Source organism: Spirillospora sp. NPDC047418 (assembly GCF_040643275.1).
In the GTDB taxonomy this organism is placed as follows: Bacteria; Actinomycetota; Actinomycetes; order Streptosporangiales; family Streptosporangiaceae; genus Spirillospora.
Genome location: NZ_JBEYTW010000007.1, coordinates 99137 through 121218, shown reverse-complemented (window position 1 = coordinate 121218; position 22082 = coordinate 99137). Strand labels below are relative to the sequence as shown.

Below are 22082 nucleotides of genomic sequence, written 5' to 3'. Positions count from 1 at the left end.
ATAACAACAACACGCCGCAGATCAACGTTGGCGGCGGGGTGGGGCGGGGGTGGCGGGGTGGGGGTTAGGCGGAGGTTACTGTCTCGTAGGCGCCTGGTTCGTCTATCGCCCAGATCGCCTGGGGCATCAGTTGCATGCGCAGGTCGTGGGCGCCCAGGGCTCGGCGGTAGTGTCCTGCGCCGTCCCATTCGGTGACGAGGGCCCACAGGTCCGGGTCGTCGACGGTCCGGGCGAGGCGGCCGGAGCGGAAGCCGGGGCTCGCCGACAGCGCCGACAGCACCCCGGTCATCGCCGCGGCGAACCCGTCGGCCTCCTCGCCCGGCACCCGGTACCGGGTTATCGCGATCATCCCCCCATCCTGGCAGTACGTTGGGGGCGTGGAGACGAGAGGTGAGCGCGGGGGCGGCCTGCGCGCGGCCGTCGAGCGGCGGAGCGCGGCCCCGGTGGTGTTCCTGCACCGGCTGCCGCGGTGGGTGCTGCTGGTCGCGGTGTTCGTGCTGCTGGTGATCGGCATGGCCGGGACGGGCTGGGTCGCCGCCGCCGGGCTGCTGGTGCTCGCCGCCGCGCTGGGCTGGTTCGCCTACCTGAACTGGCCCGCGCTGGAGGGCTCGGGAAGGATCCTGCGCATGGTCGCGCTGGCGGTCCTGGTGGGGTTCGCCCTGGGGCGCGGCATCGGCCGGTTTTGACAACCGTTTTCATCTTCGTCCATAATCGGCACCGTGCCCCGCCTCCGCGACTCCCTGCGCGCCCTCCCGCCGGCCGCCCTGGCCCTGGTCGGGCTCGCCGCGGGCCTGACGGGCTGCGCCGGCGCGGACGCCGGCGTCCCGCCCGGCAAGGCCGCCGTGGTCGCGTCGTTCTACCCGATGGCGTGGCTGGCGGAGAAGGTCGGCGGCGGCGACGTCTTCGTGCGGACCCTCACCAGGCCCGGAACCGAGCCGCACGACCTCGAGCTGACGGCCCGGCAGGTCGCCAACATCGAGGACGCCGACTTCACCGTCTACGTCAGGGGCGTCCAGCCGGCCGTGGACGACGCCGTCGGCAAGCACGCCAAGGGCGGGTCGCTGGACGCGGCCTCCGTCGTCAGGACGCTGCCGCCGCCGGGCGAGACCGACGACGAGGAGGCGCACGACGGCGTCCGCCACCGCGAGGCGTCCTATGACCCGCATATCTGGCTCGACCCGGACCGCATGGCGGCCGTCGCGACCGCGCTCGGCGAGCGGCTGGCCGCCGCCGACCCGGGCGGCGCGTCCGGCTACCGGCAGCGCGCCCGGGCCGCGGCCGATGAGCTGACCGGGCTCGACCGCGCCTTCCAGGACGGCCTGAAGACCTGCGCGCGCAGGGACATCATCACCGCGCACGCCGCGTTCGGCTACCTCGCCGACCGCTACGGGCTGCGGCAGATCCCGGTCTCCGGGGTCGACCCGTCCGGCGGGCCGTCCCCCAGGCGGCTCGCCGAGCTGACCCGGCTGGTGTCGGCCACCGGCGCGACGACGGTCTTCACCGAGACGCTGGTCAGCCCGCGGACCGCCGAGGCGCTGGCCCGCGAGGCGGGCGCGCGGACGGCCGTGCTCGACCCGGTCGAGGGGATCGAGGACGGCTCGGCCGACGACTACATGACGATCATGCAACGGAACCTGCGGGCCCTGCGCCCCGCGCTGGAGTGCACATGACCCGCCCGGACGGGCACGGCGAGGCCGCGCCGCCGGCCGCGCCGCCCTTCGTGATGACCGGCGGGACCGTCCGCCGGGACGGCCGCGAGATCCTCGCCGGTATCGGCCTGCGGGTCGAGGCGGGCGACGTGCTGGCGGTCCTCGGGCCGAACGGCGCGGGCAAGTCCACCCTGGTCAAGGCGCTGCTCGGGCTGGTCCCGCTCGCCGCGGGGCGGACCGCGATCTACGGCGAGCCGCCGGCCCGGTTCCGCGGCTGGCACCGGATCGGGTACGTGCCGCAGCGGCTGCCGATGGGCGGCGGCGTGCCGGCCACCGTCCGGGAGGTCGTGGCGTCCGGCCGGGTGGCCCGGCGGTCCCGGTGGCGGCCGGCCGCGTTCACCGACCGGGCGGCCGACCGCGCCGCCGTCGACCGCGCCCTGCGGACGGTCGGGCTCACCGGCCGCGCCCGCGACTCGGCGCACCTGCTGTCCGGGGGCCAGCAGCAGCGGGTGCTGATCGCCCGCGCCCTGGCCGGCGAGCCCGACGTGTTCGTCATGGACGAGCCGACCGCCGGCGTGGACGCCCGCAGCCAGGCGGCGCTCGCCGCCACGCTGCACGAACTGGCCGGGGCCGGGCGCACCGTGGTGCTCGTCGCGCACGATCTCGGGCCGCTGGAACCGCTCATCACGCGCACGGTGGAACTGGACCACGGGCGCATCGTCCACGAGACGGCCGCCGAGGCCGCGGGGAGGACCGCGTGAGCGAGATGCTGCAGTACGACTTCATGCGCGTCGCCCTGGTGATGGCGGTGCTGATCGGCCTGACCGCCCCGGCCGTGGGCACGTTCATCGTGCAGCGCAAGCTGTCGCTGCTCGGCGACGGCATCGGCCACATCGCGCTGACCGGCATCGGCCTCGGGCTGCTCACCAGCACCTCCCCCGTGCTCGCCGCGCTGGTGGTGTCGGTGCTCGGCGCGGTCGCGATCGAGGTGCTGCGGGCCCGCAGCCGCAGCGGCGGGGACGTCGCGCTCGCCCTGCTGTTCTACGGCGGCCTGGCGGGCGGCGTGATCCTCACGAACGCCGCGGGCGGCGGGTCGGCGACCCTGCAGTCCTACCTGTTCGGCTCGATCAGCAGCGTGACGGTGACCGACCTCTACGTGGTCGCGGGGCTCGCCGCCGCCGTCCTGGCGATCATCGGGCTGTTCGGCCGCGAGTTGTTCCTGCTGTGCCAGGACGAGGAGGTCGCGCGGGCGGCCGGGCTGCCCGTCCGGTTCCTCAGCGTGCTGATCGCCGCGACCGCCGCCGTCACCGTGGTGATCTCGATGCGCGCGATCGGGCTGCTGCTGGTCAGCGCGCTGATGGTCGTCCCGGTGGCGGCGGCGCAGCAGCTCACCCGGGGCTTCTGGGGGACGATGGCGGCCGCGATGGGGATCGGGGTGCTGTCGGCCGTTTCGGGCCTCGCCGGGTCCTTCGAGTACGATCTGCCCCCAGGCCCCTCGATCGTGCTGCTGGCGCTCGCGGCGTTCACGGCGGCGGTCGCCGGGGGCTCGGTGGTGCGCCGCAGGCGCGCCCGCGCCAGTGCGGCGGGAGACGCCGTCCCCGCCGGCTCCGGGGTGGAGGCGCGTGTGGACGCCGAGGCGGAGGTGCTTGGGGGATGACGACGGCCCGCCGGGACGCGGTACGGCAGGTGCTGGCCGGCTGCGAGGGGTTCCGCAGCGCGCAGGACATTTACGCCGACCTGCGCGCCGACGGCTCCAAGATCGGTCTGACCACCGTCTACCGGGCGCTGCAGGCGCTCAGCGACGCGGGCGAGGTCGACGTGCTGCGCACCGACGAGGGCGAGGCCGTCTACCGCGCCTGCCGGACCGAGGAGCACCACCACCACCTGGTCTGCCGCGACTGCGGCCGGACGGTGGAGGTCGAGGGCCCGGCCGTGGAGCGCTGGGCGGACGCGATCGCCGCCGAGTACGGCTTCACCGGCATAACGCACACCGTCGAGGTCTTCGGGACGTGCCCGGACTGCACGGCGCGGGCCCGCTGACCGGCGGGTAACAACCCCGGCGAATCCGGCAAGGCGCTCACTTCACACGCACAGTCCGCAATTCTTGGCGGATTGTGACATCTACTTGTGAGTAGCCCTATGTCATAAATGTCCCATCGCCACGGCAGGCCCGACGTCGGGCCCCGGGGGTGCGTGGCGCCCGCACGAGAGGGCGTTCATGACACGACGGGCGTTCACCAGCCGAAGGACCGTGCTCCTGGCCTCGGCGACCCTGCTCGCGACCGCCGGCACCGCGCTGCCGGCGTCCGCGCGGCAGGCGCCGTCCCCGCCGACCCCACAGAAGGCCGCCGAGCGGGCGCTCCACGCGCTCGCCGAGCGCGGCCCCGAGGTCCGCGCCGGGGACGGGCAGGCGTTCAAGGTCGTCCGGGTCTCCCTGGACCGGGACGGCACCTCGCACACCCGGATGACCCGCACCTACGACGGCCTGCCGGTGCTAGGCGGCGACGTCGTCGTCCACCAATCGGCGTCGGGCACCTGGCGCGGCAGCAGCGGCACGCTCGCGCAGGCTCCCGCCGACTCCACCCCGGAGGTCTCCGCCAAGACCGCCAGGAAGCGCGCCGTCACCAGGCACCGCAAGGCGGACGGCTCCCCCGCGCTCGTCGTCGAGGCGCGCGGCACCGACCACCAGCCGCGCCTGGCCTGGCGCGTCCAGACCGTCGGCACGCAGGCCGACGGGACACCGAGCCGCGTGTTCACGTCCGTGGACGCCGCGACCGGCAAGGTGCTGCTGCGCGAGGAGACCATCCGCACCGAGGCGGGCGACGGCAAGTCCCTCTACACCGGGACGGTCCCGCTGAACACCACCAAGTCCGGCAGCACCTACCAGCTGAAGGACCCGTCGCGCGGCAACACCTACACCGGCGACGCCGAGAACCAGACCGATCTCTGCTTCCTCATCTGGTGCTTCCAGCGCGCCCCCGCCACCCTGTTCACCGACGCCGACAACCACTGGGGCAGCGGCACGATGTCCGACCGCGCCACCGTCGCCGTCGACGCCCAGTTCGGCACCGACATGACGTGGGACTTCTACGAGAACGTCTTCGGCCGCACCGGCATCGCCGGCGACGGCCAGGGGTCCTACAACCGGGTCCACTACGGCGACGGCTACGCCAACGCGTTCTGGGACGACTCGTGCTTCTGCATGACCTACGGCGACGGTGACGGCTCCCAGCTCGGCCCGCTCACGTCCCTGGACGTGGCCGCGCACGAGATGAGCCACGGCGTCACCAGCTCGACCGCGAACCTCACCTACTCCGGGGAGTCCGGCGGGCTGAACGAGGCGACGTCCGACATCATGGCCGCCGCCGTCGAGTTCTACGCGAACAACGCGAACGACGTCGGCGACTACCTCGTCGGCGAGGAGGTCGTCCTGCCCGGCTTCGGCAAGGCCGCGCTGCGGTTCATGGACAGGCCGAGCCGGGACGGCAGCTCCCCCGACGCGTGGTCGTCCAGCACCAAGAACCTCGACGTGCACTACTCCTCGGGCGTCGCGAACCACTTCTACTACCTGCTGTCCGAGGGCAGCGGCGCGAAGACGATCAACGGCGTCTCCTACAACAGCCCGACGTCCAACGGCTCCACGGTCACCGGCATCGGCCGGGACGCCGCCACGAAGATCTGGTACCGGGCGCTGACCACGTACATGACGTCCTCGACCGACTACAAGGGCGCGCGGACCGCGACCCTGAACGCCGCCGGCGACCTCTACGGCGCGGGCAGCACCCAGTACAACACCGTGGCCGCGGCCTGGTCCGCGGTGAACGTGAACTAGCGGCCCCGGTCCCGGGGTGGGGAGCCCCGCGCCCGGCCGGGCGCGGGGCTTTCCCGGGTTGATGATCCGCACGGCGCCGCCATGGGGAAGAATCGGGGGCATGGCTACTACACGCACCGCAAACGCGCACTGGGAAGGCTCGCTCATCGAGGGCCAGGGGACCGTCTCGCTGGACTCCTCGAAGCTCGGCACGTACGACGTGACCTGGGCATCGCGGTCCGAGGAGCCCAGCGGACGGACGAGCCCGGAGGAGCTCATCGCCGCCGCGCACTCCACCTGCTACTCGATGGCGCTCTCGCACGCCCTCGCCGGGGCCGGCTCGCCGCCGGAGAAGGTGGACACCAAGGCCGAGGTCACGTTCCAGCCGGGCGAGGGCATCACCGGCATCCACCTGACCGTCCGGGCGAGCGTGCCCGGCCTGTCCGCGGCCGACTTCGAGAAGTTCGCCCAGGACGCCAAGGCGAACTGCCCCGTCAGCAAGGCCCTCGCGGGCACCACCATCACCCTCGACGCCGGCCTCGCCTGAGGCCTCAGCCGGTCGCGGCGGCGGGTTCCGGAGGGTTGGGGACCGCGCCGCCGTACCGGCGGTCGCGGGAGGCGTAGACCTCGCAGGCGTGCCACAGGTGGCGGCGGTCGAAGTCGGGCCAGAGCGTGTCGAGGAAGACCATCTCCGCGTACGCCGACTGCCACAGCAGGAAGTTGGACGTGCGCTGCTCCCCCGACGAGCGCAGGAACAGGTCGACGTCCGGGATGCCGGGCTCGTCCAGGTAGCGGGCGAAGACCTTCTCGCTGATCTTGTCCGGGTTGAGCCGCCCGTCGCGGACGTCGCGCGCGATCGCCGCGGCCGCGTCCGCGATCTCGGCCCGGCCGCCGTAGTTGACGCAGAACTGCAGCGTGAGGACGTCGTTGCCGCGGGTCATCTCCTCGGCCGTCTCCAGCTCGCTGATGACGCTGCGCCACAGCCGCGGCCGCCGGCCCGCCCACCGGACCCGGACGCCCATCGCGTGGAGCTGGTCGCGGCGGCGGCGGATCACGTCCCGGTTGAAGCCCATGAGGAAGCGGACCTCGTCCGGCGAGCGCTTCCAGTTCTCGGTGGAGAACGCGTACGCCGACAGGTAGGGGACGCCCAGCTCGATCGCCCCCATGATCACGTCGAAGAGCGAGTCCTCGCCGCGCTTGTGCCCCTCGGTGCGCGGCAGCCCGCGCTCCTTCGCCCAGCGGCCGTTGCCGTCCATGACGATGGCGATGTGCCGCGGCACGAGGTCCGCGGGGATCGCGGGCGGGGTGGCGCCGTCGCGGTGCGGCTCCGGCGGCGATACGGCCCTTCTCAAACTCGCTCCCTGTCGGTGTCGTCGGTGCTCGGCGCGGGATGCGCGTCCCGCTCCACATGGCGCAGGGAGCGGATCCCGTGCTCCAGATGCCACTGGAGGTAGGCGGCGACCAGGCCGCTCGTCTCGGCCCGGTGGCGCTGCTCGCTGCCGTCGGCGTACTCCCAGTCGCCGCGCAGCAGCGCCAGCATCAGCGCGAACGTCGGCGGCGCCGGGGTCGCGGCGCCCGGCTGCCGGCAGTTCGCGCAGACCGCGCCGCCCGCCGCGATCGCGAACCCGCGCAGCCCGCCGCGGGTGCCGCAGCGGCAGCACTCGTCCAGCGCGGGCGCCCAGCCGGCGACCGACAGCGAGCGCAGCAGGAACGCGTCCAGGACGAGCCGGGCGTCGTGGCCGCGCTCGGCGAGCGTGCGCAGCCCGCCGACCAGCAGCAGGAACTGCCGCAGCGCGGGCTCGCCCTCCTCGCTCGTCAGCTTCTCCGCCGTCTCCAGCATCGCCGTCCCGGCCGTGTAGCGGGGGTAGTCGGCGACGAGGGCCTCCCCGTAGGGGCGGATGGTCTCGGCCTGCGTGACGAGGTCGAGGGACCGCCGCTCGTACAGCTGGAGGTCCACGTGCGTGAACGGCTCCAGCCGCGCGCCGAACCTGGACCTGGTCTTGCGGACCCCCTTCGCCGCGGCGCGGATCCGGCCGGTCCGCCGGGTCAGCACCGTCACGATGCGATCGGCCTCGCCCAGCTTCTGGGTGCGCAGGACGATACCTTCGTCGCGGTAGAGGGTCACCCGTTCATTCTGGCGCACGCGGCGCGATGCCTCGGCGCGGTAGCCGGACATCTCCCCAGTGTCTCCATATAACGCCCGAACGGTGCCGCTGCGCTGTGCTGCCATCACCTACCGTGACCGGATTCGGCCGTGCCGTCCTGCCGAAAGCTGTGGCCCGGACCCTACCGAGCTGGCAGCGTTGGGGCATGAGATGCCACATCGTGCCACCGCACATGCTGGAGCGGCTCGCCCGCGACGCCGATGACCCGGCGCTCCGCGCCCGGGCCCGCCGTACGCTGGCGCTCACCTCGGCGCAGTTCACCGACCGGGCGACGACCGCGGCCGGGGCCCCCGCCCCGTCGCAGGACTACGTCCCCGCCCGGACGATCGGCGACGCCGGAGGGCGCGAGGAGCTGCCCGGCCGCACCGTCCGCGCCGAGGGCGCCCCCGCCTGCGGCGACGAGGCCGCCGACCAGGTCTACGACTGGCTCGGCGCGACGTTCGACTTCTTCGAGGCCGCGTACCGGCGCAACTCGATCGACGGCGCCGGGCTGCCGATGGTGTCGACCGTCCACTACGGCGAGCGGTACGACAACGCCTTCTGGAACGGCGAGCAGATGGTGTACGGGGACGGCGACGGCGTCATCTTCACCTCGTTCACCAGTTGTCTCGACGTCACCGGGCACGAACTCGCCCACGGCGTCACCCAGCACACCGCGAACCTGGAGTACTACGGACAGGCGGGCGCGCTCAACGAGTCCGTGTCGGACGTGTTCGGCTCGCTGGTCAAGCAGTGGCATCTCGGGCAGGCCGCCGACCGCGCCGACTGGCTCATCGGGCAGGGCCTGCTCGCCCCCGGCGTCGGCGGCGTCGCGCTCCGCTCGATGAAGGAGCCCGGCACCGCCTACGACGACCCCCGGCTCGGCAAGGACCCGCAGCCCGCCCACATGGACCACTACGTCGACACCTACCGCGACAACGGCGGCGTCCACATCAACTCGGGCATCCCCAACCACGCCTTCTACCTCGCGGCCACCGCCATCGGCGGCAACGCCTGGGAGAGGGCGGGGCGCGTCTGGTACGACACGCTCACCGGCGGCTCGCTGGCCGCCGACGCCGACTTCGCGGGGTTCGCCGCCGCGACCGTCCAGGCCGCGACCCGGCTGTACGGCGCCGGCTCCGTCGAGGAGAAGGCGGTGAGCCGCGGCTGGACGGGGGTGGGGATCCCCACGGAGGCGAACGGATAGCGCAGTGAGAGTGACAGTCGTCCGCAGCGGAGGGTTCGCGGGGATCGAGCGGCGCGCTCAGTCCGACAGCGCCAGCGACCCCATGCTGACGAGGCTCGTCCACCGGGTGGACCTGAAGACGGTGCCGCCACCGGGCCGGATCCCCGATCAGTTCCTGTACGAGATCGACATCGACGGCGACCGGACCACCGTCGGCGAGGCCCAGCTCCACGGCCCCCTCCGCGAGCTGGTCCACCACGTCCTCGGCCCTTGAGCCCGCCCCGTCGCCCCCGGCCCACCGCCGGCCGGGGGCGACGGGCCGGTGCCGGAGGCAACGGGCCAGTGCTGGAGGTCAGGGCCGGGGGCGTCGGGAGGCTAGGGCGTCGGGGCGTCCTTGATGGAGACGATTCCGTCCATCCCGGCCAGGTGGGCCGGGTCCAGCGGGGCGTAGCCGAACCAGGGCGATGCGCGGAGCGCGGGCTGTGCGGCGCCGAGGGCGATGGCCAGCCGCGGGGCGTCGATGAGGCAGCGGTCCTCCGGCAGCGCGTACAGGAGTCCTTCGAGGGTGTCCGGGGGCGGCGTGTCCACGCCGTGGTGCCGAATCGTGCCGAGGGCCGTGGCCAGGAAGGCGTAGTCCCGGCCGAGGCGGGCGCCGGCGAGCGCGCCGGCGCTCCACCACTCCAGCCGCCGCCCACCCATCCGCATCGAGCTCTCGGCGCGCTGGAGGTGGCCGTTGTGCGCGTGCACCAGTGTCGGGCCCCGGTCGGCCGCCGCCAGGAGGTTCCCGGCCATCATCGCGTCCCGGATGCTCACCAGCCACGTCAGGCGGGCCTGCGAGGTGTCGGCCATCCAGTGGTGGTAGCGCAGCAGGCCGGTGGCGGTGCGGCCGTACAGGCGCGCCCGTGCGTCGTCGTCCCCCGAGGTCTGCGGCTGCGCGTCGAGCAGCGCCGCGAGGTCGTCCGCCAGCAGCCGCAGTTCCCCGGCGTCGGGTGACCGCCCCACGGACTGGGACGGGTCCATCATCGCCGCCGGATTCGTCCAGCGGGCGTCGTCGCCGATCAGGCGGTCCAGGGCTTCGGCGGTGCAGGGCAGGAGAGCCGCGTCCACCCGGGAGGCGAGGTACTCGTGGAGCGCGGTGAGCACCTGCCGGGGGCTCGCGGCGTGGGTCATCTCCAGCGGGCCGTCGAATCCGGCGAAGCGGACCCGGTCGGACGTCGGCCGGCCCTCGTTGTACGCGCGCATCCAGCGGACGAGCTCGCGGTTGGCCGCGGAGGCGCCCCACCCGTGGCTGAACCCGCGCTCCATGACATCGTCGAGAGTGCCCCTGCCCGAGGCGACGTAGTCGTCCACGGCCAGGCCCATCAGGCAGTCGCTCTCGATCGCGATCGTCCGGTAGCCCTCCTGCTCGACGAGCTGCCGGAAGAGGTCGTTGCGGACCTCCAGCAGGACGTCCTCGCCATGGGTGGGCTCGCCCAGCGCGAGCATCCTGGGCCGGTTCGGGAGGAGGCTCATGACGGCGGCGGCCTCGACGGCGTGCACGGTGTCCTTGATGCCAGTAACAACCATGACTTGAACAGTATCTTTGAACAGACGAGTGAAGCTTTGTAGCAATATTGGGTGCTTAGAGAAGCAAAAGCTTCAAATGCGGAGATGAGCCACGCCGGTTGACCTGGTACGGGGGCGGGGACCGCGGGCGCCTCCCAACACCCGCGGTCCCCGGTCCTCGGTCAGTTGCGGTCGATGGTGAACGTGGTGGTGGTGTTCTTGATGTCCTGGTAGTTGTCGTGCAGGTCCAGGCCGTTGAAGGTCACCGAGCCGACGGCCGGGCCCTGGCCGGCTTCGGGCTGCTCGTTGACCCAGATTCCGAAGCCGGACTTGGCGTCGAACTCGTCACCGCTCTTGCGCGCGCCGGAGATGCCGACGTTCGTCAGAACGGTGTCGGTGATGGGGTTGAGCGGCTGCCCTCCGGTGTACTTGGTCTGGAACATGATTCCGGAGTAGGTCGGGTCGACGATGTCGACGTCGTTGATGCGGATACCGCGGAACGGGAATTCGCCGGAGAACAGCCACAGGGCCGGGAACGTCTGCTGTCCCCAGAAATGGCCGCCGTCCCGGACGAGGGAGATGTTCTCGAACTTCGTCTGCGGGTCCGATTCGAAGCCGAGGGCCGGAATGCCCCCGAACTGCAGCGTCCCGACCGTGATGCCGGAGTAGACGAGGGTGTCGGCGATGTGGATGTTGCGGAACGTGTTGCCGCCTCCTCCGTAGACGGCCAGGCCGGCGGCCCGCCAGGTCAGCAGCGAGGTCAGGTCCTCGAAGACGTTGCCGGTCTCCTGCTCGTTGTGGTTGTCGATCGCGGGGAACAGCGCGAAACTGTCGTCGCCGGTCGTGCGGGTCTCGACGTTCGCGACGTGGTTGCCGCTGCTGCCGTTGGTGAAGTTGAGGCCGTCCGCCCAGGTGTCCCGGATCCGCGAGTTCCTGATCGTGGAATCGTCGACGTTGGTGCCCCAGAACAGGCAGACGACGTGCTCGACCCAGATGTCGTCGATCGTCATGTCGCCGACGTTCGAGAAGTCGAACACCTTTCCCGGCCCGTCGATGCGGGACGTGTAGTTGCCGAAGAACCCGAACCCGGAGAACGTCGAGCCGTTCGCGGACGCCTCCGTCCGGAATCCGGCGTCGGTGTTCTGCTGGTTCGGCGGCGTGCGGAAGCGGGTGAACCACGGCCCCGCCCCGACGACCTTCACGGCCTTTCCGTAGACCTGGAACTTCTGCGCGGTGTCGTAGGTCCCGGGCGGAAGGTAGACGCCGGTCAGGGTGGAGTCCTGGCGCACCTTGTCGAGCGCGTTCTGGACGTCCTGGTGCGTGAACCCGGCGGGCACCGCGTAGGTGGCGGGGTCGGGGTTCGGCGCGGCCGCCGCCAGTTCGGTGTTGACGAAGTCGATCGCGTAGGTGGTGGTGTTGGCGGCGTCCTTCCGCAGTTTGATCTTGTGGCCGGCCGGCACGGTCGTGCCGAGCATCAGGTTCGCCTCGTCGTAGATGTGCCGGGCCGGTCCGGCGCCCGGCGAGTCGCTCGGGCTCGCCTCGGCCCCGTACACCCACGTGTACCGGGACGTCAGGTCGATGGCCTTGAGGAACGTCCCGTCGACGTAGACGTTGAGCGTCGAGTCGATGCCGCCGCCGCCCGCCGCGTCCGGGATGGAGTACCGGGCCACGAGCGTGTTGGTGGCCGCCTTGGTCGTGAACTCGACGCTGCTGCCGGTGGAGTCGAGCGTGACCGCGCGGCGCCCGGACGCCTCCCCCGCCAGGTCGCCGATCGTGCGGTTGGGCCCGACGACGGACGCGCCGCCCGCGAGCACGCCGTCCTCCGCCTCGTACATGTCGAACGGCAGATGTGCCCCGCGACCGACGAACAGGGCCTGCGTGGACGTGTTGTTCCCGCGTTTGACCGGCACCTCGTTGGCGTCGTCCGCGATGACGGTCTGCACGGTGTACCGGCCGTTCGCCGCCGTCCACGTGCCCAGGCCGATCGGGGTGGTGGTGGCGCCGGGCGCGAGTGAACCGCTGTAGGAGCCGGTCAGCGTCTTCACCGTGGCGTCGCCGTCGAGCACCTTCAGCGTGATCCCGTGCTCGCCGCTAGCGGTCGGCTGCGTCCCGTTGTTGCGCAGGGCCACCGAGAAGGTCACGGTGTCGCCCTGCCTCGGGTTGCCGGGACTCCACGTGACGGCCTGCGCCACCAGGTCGGAGCTGGGCACCTGGCCGACGTTCAGCGTGGCACTCGCCGTGTTGTTGGTCTCGTTGAGCTCGATGTCGTCGCCACCGGCGTCCGCCTTGGCGGCGACGGTGCAGGAGCCCGCGCCGCGCGTCCCGATCGACGCGGACACGGTCGTGGACGCACCGGCGGCCAGCTCGCCGACCTGCGCGGACGCCGCCTTCTGGGTGCCGACCAGGAAGTCGAGGCCGCTCGGGTCGGCCGTGCCCGTCCCGATGTTCTCGACGGTCGCGCGCAGCGTGACGTCGTCCGTCTCGTCCGGGGACGCCGGCGTCCAGGCGAGATCGGTGACGGTCAGGTCGGGTGTCGGCGCGGGAGTGCCGATGACCTGGAACTCGGCGGCCTGCCCCCCGGGCGCGCCCGAGTTGGACGTGAACTCCAGCCGCACCTCGGCGGCGGTCGCCACGACCGGGATCGTCACGGTGTTCCCGCCGGACGGGTCGAACGTGTACGTCGCGGACGGCTTGATCGTCGTGAAGGAGCCCTTGGGGCTGCTGCGTCCGAGCACTTCGATCGTCTGGGTGCGCGTCGCCCATGCCGGGTCCGGGTTCAGCTTCACCACGACGAACGTCAGGTCTGCCTTAGCGCCGAGGTTGACGGTGAGCGCGGCCGGATAGGCGCCCGACCCCGATTCCCAGTACGTCGCCACGTCGTTGTCGTTGGCGTTGGTCTCGGCGAATGTGTACACGTGCGACGAAGCGGTGATCGGTTTCCCTGCGGCCAGGTTCGTTCCGCCGCCTCGGCCCTGCCGGGTCACGACGTTGCTGTCGGACGAGACATTGCCGGCCGCGTCCCGTGCCCGCACGTAGTAGGAGACGGTCGCCGTGTCCGGCTGGCCGTCGGTGTAGGTGAGCACGCCGCCCGCGACGCTCGCGCGCTTCTCGCCGTTGGCGTAGATGTCGTACCCGGTCACGCCCACCGCGTCGGACGAGGCGTTCCAGGTCAGCCTGACCTTTCCGGCGGACGGCTCGCTGAACGCCAGCCCGGCCGGCGCGGTCGGCGGCGTCCGGTCCCCGGTGGCCGGCCCGTAGACCTCCAGCTCCGACAGCTGCCCGGCGGGCCATCCGGTGTTGGCGGTGATGCGGACCCGCAGGTAGCGGGTGGGCGTGGACGCGTAGGTCAGCGTCACGGTGTTCCGCGCCGCCGGGTCGAACACGCGCCCGGCGGAGCCGGCCAGGTCGGTGTAGGCCGTCCCGTCCGTGCTGCCCTGCACGGAGAGCGTCTGGGTGCGGGTCCCCCAGTTCGCGGCCGGGAGCTTGAGGACGACCTTGCTCGTGCCGACGGAGGCGCCGAGGTCGACCTGGATCCACTGCGGGAACGCGTTGTTCGCGCTCTCCCAGTAGGTGGCCTGGTCGCCGTCGTTGACGTTCGGCGCGGCGTACCGGCCGTTGGAACTGCTCGCGGAGACGGTCCTGCCTGCGGCCAGGTTCGGCTCGGCCGCCGCCGCGGGCGCCGCCGCCGGGCCGGTCAGCCCGGCGGCGGCGAGTGCGGCGGCCAGTGCGGCGGCCGGCAGGATGCGGAGGGACTTCGGTCTCATCGCTGGTGATCTCCCTACTGGTGGGGGTGGGGGCACCTGCCTGGGAGGAGCGGCAGAGATCTGGGGTCAGCGCAGCCAGGCGGCCGTGTCGGGCGGGAGCAGGCCGCCCGGCAGCGGGCCGCTCGCCAGCAGCACCTCGCCGGTGAGCGGGACGGGTCCGGCGCCGAGGTTCACCACGCAGGTCAGGCCGGAGTCGCGGGTGAACGCCAGGACGCCGTCATCGGACGGGAGCCAGGTGAGGGAGCCGTCGCCGAGGTGCTCGCGGCGGAGCGCGAGGGCGTCCCGGTAGAGGTTCAGCATCGAGCCGGGGTCGGCGTCCTGCGCCTCGGCGGTGAGGTCCTTCCAGTCGGGCGGCTGCGGCAGCCACGGGTCGCCGCCGAACCCGAACGGCGGCTCGTCGCCCGACCACGGGAGCGGGACGCGGCAGCCGTCGCGGCCGGGGTCGGTGTGGCCGGATCGGCTCCAGATGGGGTCCTGGCGCAGGTCGTCCGGTAGGTCCTCGACCTCCGGGAGCCCGAGCTCCTCGCCCTGGTAGATGTAGACGGCGCCGGGCAGCGCCATCGCCAGGAGCGCGGCCGCCCGTGCCCGCCGGACGCCGAGGGCGCGGTCGGTCGGCGCGCCGTGCCGCCGGTCCTGCAGGTCGAACGAGGTGTCGGCGCGCCCGTACCGGGTCACCGGGCGGACGACGTCGTGGTTCGACAGCACCCACGTGGGCGGCGCGCCGAGCGGGACGTGCGTCGCGAGCGTCGTGTCGATGACCCGCCGCAGCGCGTCCGGTTCGAGCGCGCAGTTCAGGAAGTCGAAGTTGAACGCGGTGTGCATCTCGTCCGGGCGCAGGTAGCGGGCGAACCGCTCCTGGTCGGGCAGCCACACCTCGCCGACGAGCATCCGGCCCGGGTAGGCGTCGGTGACCTTCCGCCAGCCCCGGTAGATCTCGTGGACGCCGTCCCGGTCGGTGAACGGGTCGAGGCCGTCGGGTTCGGCGTCGGGGTCCTTGACCAGCAGCGCCGCCGAGTCGATGCGGATGCCGTCCACGCCCCGCCCGTACCAGAACCGCAGGACGTCGTGGAACTCCTCGGCGACGTCGGCGGAGTTCCAGTTGAAGTCGGGCTGCTCGGGCGCGAACAGGTGCAGGTACCAGTCGCCGTCCGGCAGCGGGGTCCACGCCGGCCCGCCGAAGATCGACTGCCAGTCGTTGGGCGGGCCGCCGTCCCGGCCGTGGCGGAACCAGAACCGCTCCCGCTCCGGCGAGCCCGGCCCGGCCGCGACCGCCTCCCGGAACCAGGCCGACGCGTGCGAGGTGTGGTTCGGCACCACGTCCAGGATGATCCGCAAGCCGGCGGCGTGCGCCGCCCCGATCAGCGACTCGGCCTCGGCGAGCGTGCCGAACACCGCCGCGACGTCCCGGTAGTCGGCGACGTCGTAGCCGCCGTCCGCCATCGGGGACGGGTACCACGGGTTCAGCCACAGCGCGTCCACGCCGAGCCCGGCGAGGTAGGGCAGGCGGTCGCGCAGGCCGGCGAGGTCGCCGACGCCGTCGCCGTTCCCGTCGGCGAAACTGCGCGGGTAGACCTGGTAGATCACCGCGCCGCGCCACCACGTTTCGGGCATGCTGACAACTCCTTAGAGAGAAAGGTGCGGGACGGGGAAGGGGGTCAGCCCTTCAGCCCGCCCGCCGTGAGACCGGCCATGATGTGCCGCTGGAAGGCGAAGAAGACGACGATGGTGGGCAGGCTCGCGATCACCAGCGAGCCGATCAGCACGTTCTGCGGGACCTGGACGGCGAGCGAGGAGATCGCGACGCTGATCGTCGTGCGGCCGGTGTCGGGCAGCACGAGCAGCGGCCACACGAAGTCGCGCCACACGTTCACCACCGTGAAGATCGACACGACGCCGAGGATGGGCCGCGACACCGGCAGCACGATCGCCCACAGGATCCGGGCGGGCGAGGCGCCGTCCACCTCGGCCGCGTCCAGCAGCTCGGCGGGGATCGAGTCGAAGAACCGCTTCAGCAGGAAGATGTTGAACGCGTTCGCGGCGGCCGGCAGCCAGATCGCCCACGGGGTGTTGAGCAGGTTGACGTGGAGGATCGGCAGGTCCTTCACGGTCAGGTAGGCGGGCAGCAGGATGACCATCGGCGGGATCATCAGCGTCGCCAGCATCCCGCCGAGGATCGCCTTGCCGAGGATCGGCCGCAGCTTCGACAGCGCGTACGCGGCGGTGACGTCCACGCCGAGCGTGAACAGCCATGCCCCGAACGCGTACACGGTCGTGTTCCACAGGTATCTGCCGAGGTCGAGCTGCCGCCACGCCTCCCGGTACCCGCTCAGGTCGATGCCGTGCGGGAACAGGCTCGGCGGGACGCCGGCCAGCTCGTCCGGCGACTTCATCGCGCCGGTGACCATCCAGTAGAGCGGGAAGACGAACACGAACGTGAACGTCACGAACACGGTGCCGAACACCGTCCAGTAGACGGCCTTCCCGCGCCGGGTGCCGAGGGTGTGCGGCGAGACGAGCGTCCGCGTCTCCGACATGGCGCCTACCTCGCTTCCTCGCGCGAGACGCGCAGGTAGATGACGGAGAACACCATCAGGACGAGCATGAGCATCAGCCCGAGCGCGCCGCCTCCGCCGAAGTTGGTGAAGTTGAACGCGTACTGGTACATCAGGTACGCGACGGTGACGGTGGCGTCCTCGGGCCCGCCGCCGGTGAGCAGGAACGGCTCGATGAACACCTGCATCGTCGCGATGATCTGGAGCAGGAGCATGACGAGCAGGATCAGCCTCGTCTGCGGGACCGTGATGTGCCTGATCCGGCGGAACAGCCCGGCCCCGTCCAGCTCCGCCGCCTCGTACAGCTCGCCGGGGATCGTCTGCAGGGCGGCCAGGTAGATCAGCGTGCCGCTGCCGAGGTTCATCCACGTCGACACGATCACGAGGGAGACCAGCGCGGTGCCGGTCGAGTCGAGCCAGCTCAGCCCCGGCAGCTGGAAGAACCCGAGGATCTGGTTGAACAGGCCCGGCCCCGGGTCGTAGAACCACTTGAACAGCAGCACCGCGACCGCCGGCGGCAGCATCACCGGCAGGTAGACGACGAACCGCAGGTAGCCGCGGGCGTGCTTCAGCTCGTTCAGGACGATCGCGACGGCGAACGGGACCACGTACCCGATCACCAGCGCGAGCAGCGTGAAGATCGCCGTGTTGACCCAGGCGTCCACGAACACCGGGTCCGCGATCACCGTGCGGAAGTTGTCCAGGCCGACCCAGCGGGCGTCCCCGACGAAGTTCGTCTGCTGGAAGCTGAGCAGGACCTCCCGGACGATCGGGTACCAGGAGAAGAACGCGAAGCAGATCAGCGCCCCGCACAGGAACCCGTAGGCGGTCAGGTTGCGCCGCGCGGTCCGGCGCCGGCGGGTGGGCGCCGGGCGCCGCGGCTCCGCGGGCCGCGGGCGCGTCCGCGCAGTGATCATGGTCGGTGTCCCCTCGGTCGGGCGGTCCCGGGGCGGCGGCGCGGCCGGCGCCGGCGCCCCGGGCGGGCGGGCGGGCGTCAGGTTCCGGACCGGGCGAGCACCGCGTCGGCCTTCTTCTGCGCGTCCGCCAGCAGGTCGTCGACGTTGGCGTCGCGCCTGGTCAGCACCGCCGACACGACCGAGTCGAGGATGGCGTAGAGCTGCTGCGCCTGCGGCGGCTCCAGCTTCCCGGGGACCGAGGTGTAGGCGTCCTCGTACGGCTTGAAGTTCTGGACCGGCAGGTTCGCGGACGCGGCGCGCAGCTCCCGGTCCCGCTGCCCGACCGCGTTCTGCCCGAACAGCTTCGGCTGCGGGATCCCGACCGGGCGGCCGTCCTTCGCGGCCCGCGCGTAGTTCAGCTGCCCCTGCCCGGGTGTGAGGGCGTAGTACTCCAGCCACATCAGCCCGGCCTTGATCTTCTCCGGCGGCGCCTTCGGGTTGACCATGTAGCCGTCACCGCCGAGCAGCGTGCCCGTCCCGCCGGGGATCGGGCCCATGCCGTAGTCCGCGTAGTCGCCCCTGAACTGGTCGACGAGCGCGGTCGCGTTGTCGGGGGCACCGAGGTACATGCCGAGCTTGCCGGACGCCATCATCCGCTGGATGTCGGCGTCGACGAGGAGCTGCTTGGCGCCCATCGAGTCGTCCGTCCAGCGCATGTCCTTGAGGTTCTGCAGGACGGCCCTGCCCTGCGGGCCGTTGAACGCCGACTTCCTGCCGTCGGGGGCGACCATCGCGCCGCCCTGGCTGTAGAGCGAGGTGGTGAAGTGCCAGCCGCCCTGGTTCTTGGCGCTCAGCTCGGCGTACCCGACGACGCCGTCGCCGAGCGCGCTGATCTTCTTGGCCGCGTCGCGGACCTCGGCCCACGTCTTCGGCGGCGCGTCCGGGTTCAGGCCGGCCTTCGTGAACAGCTTCCGGTTGTAGAACAGGCCCATCGTGTAGTTCTGCCGGGGCAGCCCGTACACCTTGCCGCCGTTCTTGAAGACCTTCATGACGGTCGGGTCGAGGCTCGGGTACTGCCCGACCCGGCCGATGTAGGGGGTGAGGTCGGCGGCCTGGCCGCGCCGGACGACGTTCTGGACGTCGGTGAAGTAGACGTAGAAGACGTCCTCCATCTGCCCGCCGGCCAGCTTCGCCTGGAAGGTCTGCGGGTCGATGCAGGGGAAGGCGTCCTTGCCCTCGACCGTGATGTTGGGGTGCAGCTTCTGGAACGCGGCGACGTCCTCGTTCCACTCCTTGCGCTGGGCCTCCTGGCTCTTGGCCGGCATGCAGCCGACCGTGATCGACACCTTGGTGCCGGCGTCCAGGGGTGCGCTGTCCTTGCCGTCCGGGCCGTCCCCGCCGCAGCCGGCGGCGGTCGCGCCGAGAACGGCCGTGAGCAGGGTGGCCAGAATCCGGGATCTCATGGGGGTTCCTCCTGGGCCGTCGGGTCGGCCAATTGCGAGGAACATACATAGCCCGACAACTCAATGCAATAGCTGAATTAAGATACGCAAGAACTCGACAATAGGAACGGTCCTGGACGTAAGCCGAGGTCGGAAACGCGAAAGCCGCCTTGCGCGAAGGCGGCTTCCGGACGGTCCGGAGTCAGGCGGGGCGCACGGGCGCGGTCGAGGCGCGGACGACCAGCTCCGGCTCGTACAGCAGTTCCTCGGCGGTCACCGAGCCGCCCTCCACCTGGCTCACCAGCAGCATCACCGCCGCGCGGCCGATGGCCTCGATCGGCTGCCGGACGGTGGTCAGCGGCGGGTTCACGCAATTCATGAACGCCGAGTCGTCGTAACCGACGACCGAAACGTCGCCGGGCACCGACTTCCCGAGCCGCCGGACCGCGCGGATCACCCCGAGGGCGAGCGGGTCGCTGGCGCAGATGATGCCGGTGACACCGTCCCGGATCAGCCGCCCGGTGACGGCCTGGCCGCCCTCCAGCGAGAACATGCTGCGCCTGATCCAGGCGTCCGGCAGCTCGACGCCCGCGCGCTCGGCGGCGGCGCGGACGGCGGCGAGCTTGCGGCTGGACGGCACGTGGTCGGCCGGGCCGAGGACGGCCCCGATCCGCTCGTGCCCGAGCGACAGCAGGTGCGCGAACGCCTGCTCGGCGGCCACCGCGTCGTCGGTGGAGACCTGCGGGAAGCCGAGCTCGGCGGCGGCCGCGTTGACCAGCACCACCGGCAGCCGGACGTCCAGCAGCCGGTGGTAGTGGTCGTGCGGCGCGTCCGCCTCGGCGTACAGCCCGCCGGCGAACACCACCCCGGACGCCTGCTGCTGCAGCAGCATCTCGACGTAGTCGGCCTCCGACAGCCCGCCCGGGGTGAGCGTGCACAGCACCGGGGTGAACCCGCGCTGGGCGAGGGCGCCGCCGACGACCTCGGCCAGCGCGGGGAAGATCGGGTTGCCGAGCTCGGGCAGCACGAGGCCGACCAGCCGGGCCCGCTCGCCCCGCAGCTGGGTGGGGCGCTCGTAGCCGAGCACGTCGAGGGCGGTGAGGACGGCCGCGCGGGTCGCGTCCGACACGCCGGGCTTGTCGTTCAGGACCCGGCTGACGGTGGCCTCGCTGACCCCGACCTTCTTGGCGACCTCGGCCAGTCGACGTGTCATGCCGCAACTATACGACGGGACCGCGCAAGCGGCTTACGCTTCTTGCGTCCGGGACACCCGGTTCACGGCGGACAGGATGGCCTTGAGGGAGGCGGTCACGATGTTGCCGTCGATGCCGACGCCCCATACCGTCGCGCCGTTCACGTCGCACTCGACGTAGGCGGCGGCGCGGGCGTCGCCGCCGGCGCTCATCGCGTGCTCGGCGTAGTCCAGCACCCGGACGTCGACGCCGACCGTGGCGAGCGCGTCCTCGAACGCCGAGACGGGGCCGTTGCCGACGCCCTCGATCTCGCGGATCTCGCCGTCGATGCGGACGTCGCAGCTGAGCGCGTCCTTCTCGTCCACCCGGGACGTGGTGCGGTGCGCCAGCAGCCCGGCGCGCGGCCCGTTGCCGAGGAACTCGGCGTCGAAGATCTCCCACATGCGCTCGGGCGTGACCTCGCCGCCGGCGCTGTCGGTGTGCTCCTGCACCACCCGGGAGAACTCGATCTGCAGCCGGCGCGGCAGCTCCAGGGAGTGCTCGGTCTTCATGACGTAGGCGACGCCGCCCTTGCCGGACTGGCTGTTGACCCGGATGACGGCCTCGTACGTCCGGCCGACGTCGTGCGGGTCGATCGGCAGGTACGGGACCTCCCAGCGGTACTCCTCCACCGGCGTCCCGGCGGCCTCGGCGTCGCGCCGCAGGTGGTCGAAGCCCTTGTTGATGGCGTCCTGGTGGGAACCGGAGAACGCGGTGTAGACCAGGTCGCCGCCGTAGGGGTGCCGCTCGTGGACGGGCAGCTGATTGCAGTACTCGACGGTCCGCCGGACCTCGTCGATGTCGGAGAAGTCGATCTGCGGGTCGACGCCCTGGGTGAACAGGTTCAGGCCCAGGGTGACCAGGCAGACGTTGCCGGTGCGCTCGCCGTTGCCGAACAGGCAGCCCTCGATGCGGTCGGCGCCCGCCATGTAGCCCAGCTCGGCGGCGGCGACGGCGGTGCCGCGGTCGTTGTGCGGGTGCAGCGACAGGACGACCGAGTCGCGGTAGGCGAGGTTGCGGTGCATCCACTCGATCTGGTCGGCGTACACGTTCGGCGTCGCCATCTCGACGGTCGCCGGCAGGTTGACGATGACCTTCCGGTCCGGGGTCGGCTTCCACACGTCGTTCACGGCGTTGCAGACCTCGACGGCGTACTCCAGCTCGGTGCCGGTGAACGACTCCGGCGAGTACTGGAAGTAGATCTCGGTGTCGCCCATGTCCTCGGCGAGCTTGGCGCACAGCTTGGCGCCCTCGACGGCGATCGCGGTGATGCCGTCCCTGTCCTGGCCGAACACGACGCGGCGCTGCAGCGTGCTGGTCGAGTTGTACAGGTGGACGATCGCCTGCTTGGCGCCGCGCACCGACTCGAAGGTCCGCTCGATCAGCTCGGGGCGGGCCTGCGTCAGGACCTGGATCACGACGTCGTCGGGGATCCGGCCCTCGTCGATGATCTGCCGGACGAAGTCGAAGTCGGTCTGGCTGGCCGCCGGGAACCCGACCTCGATCTCCTTGTAGCCCATCCGTACCAGCAGCTCGAACATCTGCAGCTTGCGGTGGGCGTCCATCGGGTCGATCAGGGCCTGGTTGCCGTCGCGCAGGTCGACCGCGCACCAGCGCGGCGCCTCGGTGGTCACCTGGCCGGGCCAGGTCCGGTCGGGCAGGGTGACCGGCGCGAACGGCCGGTAGCGCTGGAAGGGCATGCCCGAAGACTGCTGTTGCGGATACATCCGTTGAGATCTCTCTGCTCGAACCTCGCGGCCGACGTCCACGTCAAAGTCCCGCAGCGAGGGAGCCGACCTGTCTTACAGGCCCCCGCTGCGGCCGCTAAGGAGGAGCAGCTCACGCAACACGTTCGCCACGT

At 71.8% G+C, this 22082-nt stretch carries 20 protein-coding genes; 9 read left to right on the top strand and 11 right to left on the bottom strand.

The window, feature by feature from the left end:
* Positions 1-64: 64 nt before the first annotated feature.
* Entirely contained in the window at positions 65-349 is a 285-nt protein-coding gene (locus ABZ806_RS06560; RefSeq protein WP_500215828.1) for an antibiotic biosynthesis monooxygenase family protein, read from the bottom strand.
* Between the two features lie 28 nt (positions 350-377).
* Between ABZ806_RS06560 and ABZ806_RS06555 the strand changes: the two genes are divergently transcribed.
* The 7 genes from ABZ806_RS06555 (at position 378) to ABZ806_RS06525 (ending at position 6007) form a co-directional block, all read left to right on the top strand.
* The gene (locus ABZ806_RS06555; protein ID WP_500215827.1) at positions 378-686 is read left to right on the top strand and encodes a DUF6703 family protein; all 309 of its coding nucleotides are present in this window, start codon (positions 378-380) and stop codon (positions 684-686) included.
* Between the two features lie 33 nt (positions 687-719).
* Positions 720-1670, top strand: coding sequence for a metal ABC transporter substrate-binding protein (locus tag ABZ806_RS06550; RefSeq protein WP_500215826.1), 951 nt, complete (start codon positions 720-722; stop codon positions 1668-1670).
* Positions 1667-2410 carry a metal ABC transporter ATP-binding protein gene (locus tag ABZ806_RS06545; protein WP_500215825.1) on the top strand — a complete coding sequence of 248 codons (744 nt, stop codon included), beginning with the start codon at positions 1667-1669 and terminating at the stop codon, positions 2408-2410. The genes ABZ806_RS06550 and ABZ806_RS06545 overlap by 4 nt, the downstream gene beginning before the upstream one ends.
* Positions 2407-3306 carry a metal ABC transporter permease gene (locus ABZ806_RS06540; RefSeq protein WP_500215824.1) on the top strand — a complete coding sequence of 300 codons (900 nt, stop codon included), beginning with the start codon at positions 2407-2409 and terminating at the stop codon, positions 3304-3306. The genes ABZ806_RS06545 and ABZ806_RS06540 overlap by 4 nt, the downstream gene beginning before the upstream one ends.
* The gene (locus ABZ806_RS06535; protein ID WP_500215823.1) at positions 3303-3689 is read left to right on the top strand and encodes a Fur family transcriptional regulator; all 387 of its coding nucleotides are present in this window, start codon (positions 3303-3305) and stop codon (positions 3687-3689) included. Before ABZ806_RS06540 ends, ABZ806_RS06535 begins: the two co-directional genes overlap by 4 nt.
* A gap of 178 nt (positions 3690-3867) precedes the next feature.
* On the top strand, positions 3868-5481 hold the full coding sequence (locus tag ABZ806_RS06530) for a M4 family metallopeptidase (RefSeq protein WP_500215822.1): 1614 nt from the start codon (positions 3868-3870) through the stop codon (positions 5479-5481).
* Between the two features lie 100 nt (positions 5482-5581).
* Positions 5582-6007: an OsmC family protein gene (locus ABZ806_RS06525; protein ID WP_500215821.1), complete on the top strand. Its 426-nt coding sequence runs from the start codon at positions 5582-5584 to the stop codon at positions 6005-6007.
* A gap of 4 nt (positions 6008-6011) precedes the next feature.
* On the opposite strand, the gene ABZ806_RS06520 is transcribed toward ABZ806_RS06525, so the two are convergent.
* Both ABZ806_RS06520 and recO read right to left on the bottom strand, forming a co-directional pair.
* Positions 6012-6812 (bottom strand): isoprenyl transferase, encoded by an 801-nt coding sequence (locus ABZ806_RS06520; protein WP_500215820.1) that lies wholly within the window; start codon positions 6810-6812, stop codon positions 6012-6014.
* Positions 6809-7585: a DNA repair protein RecO gene (gene recO / locus ABZ806_RS06515; RefSeq protein ID WP_500215819.1), complete on the bottom strand. Its 777-nt coding sequence runs from the start codon at positions 7583-7585 to the stop codon at positions 6809-6811. The genes ABZ806_RS06520 and recO overlap by 4 nt, the downstream gene beginning before the upstream one ends.
* A gap of 185 nt (positions 7586-7770) precedes the next feature.
* On the opposite strand from recO, the gene ABZ806_RS06510 reads away from it, so the two are divergent.
* Positions 7771-8811, top strand: coding sequence for a M4 family metallopeptidase (locus tag ABZ806_RS06510; protein ID WP_500215818.1), 1041 nt, complete (start codon positions 7771-7773; stop codon positions 8809-8811).
* Between the two features lie 4 nt (positions 8812-8815).
* Entirely contained in the window at positions 8816-9064 is a 249-nt protein-coding gene (locus ABZ806_RS06505) for a protealysin inhibitor emfourin (RefSeq protein WP_500215817.1), read from the top strand.
* Positions 9065-9165: 101 nt separating this feature from the next.
* On the opposite strand, the gene ABZ806_RS06500 is transcribed toward ABZ806_RS06505, so the two are convergent.
* The 8 genes from ABZ806_RS06500 to leuA all read right to left on the bottom strand — a co-directional run bounded on the left by ABZ806_RS06500 (position 9166) and on the right by leuA (position 21948).
* On the bottom strand, positions 9166-10356 hold the full coding sequence (locus ABZ806_RS06500) for an erythromycin esterase family protein (protein WP_500215816.1): 1191 nt from the start codon (positions 10354-10356) through the stop codon (positions 9166-9168).
* Between the two features lie 161 nt (positions 10357-10517).
* Positions 10518-14099: a discoidin domain-containing protein gene (locus tag ABZ806_RS06495; RefSeq protein WP_500215815.1), complete on the bottom strand. Its 3582-nt coding sequence runs from the start codon at positions 14097-14099 to the stop codon at positions 10518-10520.
* A gap of 66 nt (positions 14100-14165) precedes the next feature.
* Complete coding sequence (locus ABZ806_RS06490) at positions 14166-15710, bottom strand: glycoside hydrolase family 13 protein (RefSeq protein ID WP_500215814.1); 1545 nt, start codon at positions 15708-15710, stop codon at positions 14166-14168.
* 44 nt (positions 15711-15754) lie between these two features.
* Complete coding sequence (locus ABZ806_RS06485) at positions 15755-16633, bottom strand: carbohydrate ABC transporter permease (RefSeq protein WP_500215813.1); 879 nt, start codon at positions 16631-16633, stop codon at positions 15755-15757.
* Between the two features lie 5 nt (positions 16634-16638).
* A complete protein-coding gene (locus ABZ806_RS06480; protein WP_500215812.1) occupies positions 16639-17568 on the bottom strand; it encodes a carbohydrate ABC transporter permease in 930 nt (309 codons plus the stop codon).
* 77 nt (positions 17569-17645) lie between these two features.
* Positions 17646-19010, bottom strand: a complete 1365-nt coding sequence (locus tag ABZ806_RS06475) for an ABC transporter substrate-binding protein (RefSeq protein WP_500215811.1) — start codon at positions 19008-19010, stop codon at positions 17646-17648.
* Positions 19011-19191: 181 nt separating this feature from the next.
* Positions 19192-20202, bottom strand: coding sequence for a LacI family DNA-binding transcriptional regulator (locus tag ABZ806_RS06470; protein WP_500215810.1), 1011 nt, complete (start codon positions 20200-20202; stop codon positions 19192-19194).
* Positions 20203-20235: 33 nt separating this feature from the next.
* The gene (leuA, locus tag ABZ806_RS06465) at positions 20236-21948 is read right to left on the bottom strand and encodes a 2-isopropylmalate synthase (protein ID WP_500215809.1); all 1713 of its coding nucleotides are present in this window, start codon (positions 21946-21948) and stop codon (positions 20236-20238) included.
* Positions 21949-22082 lie beyond the last annotated feature (134 nt).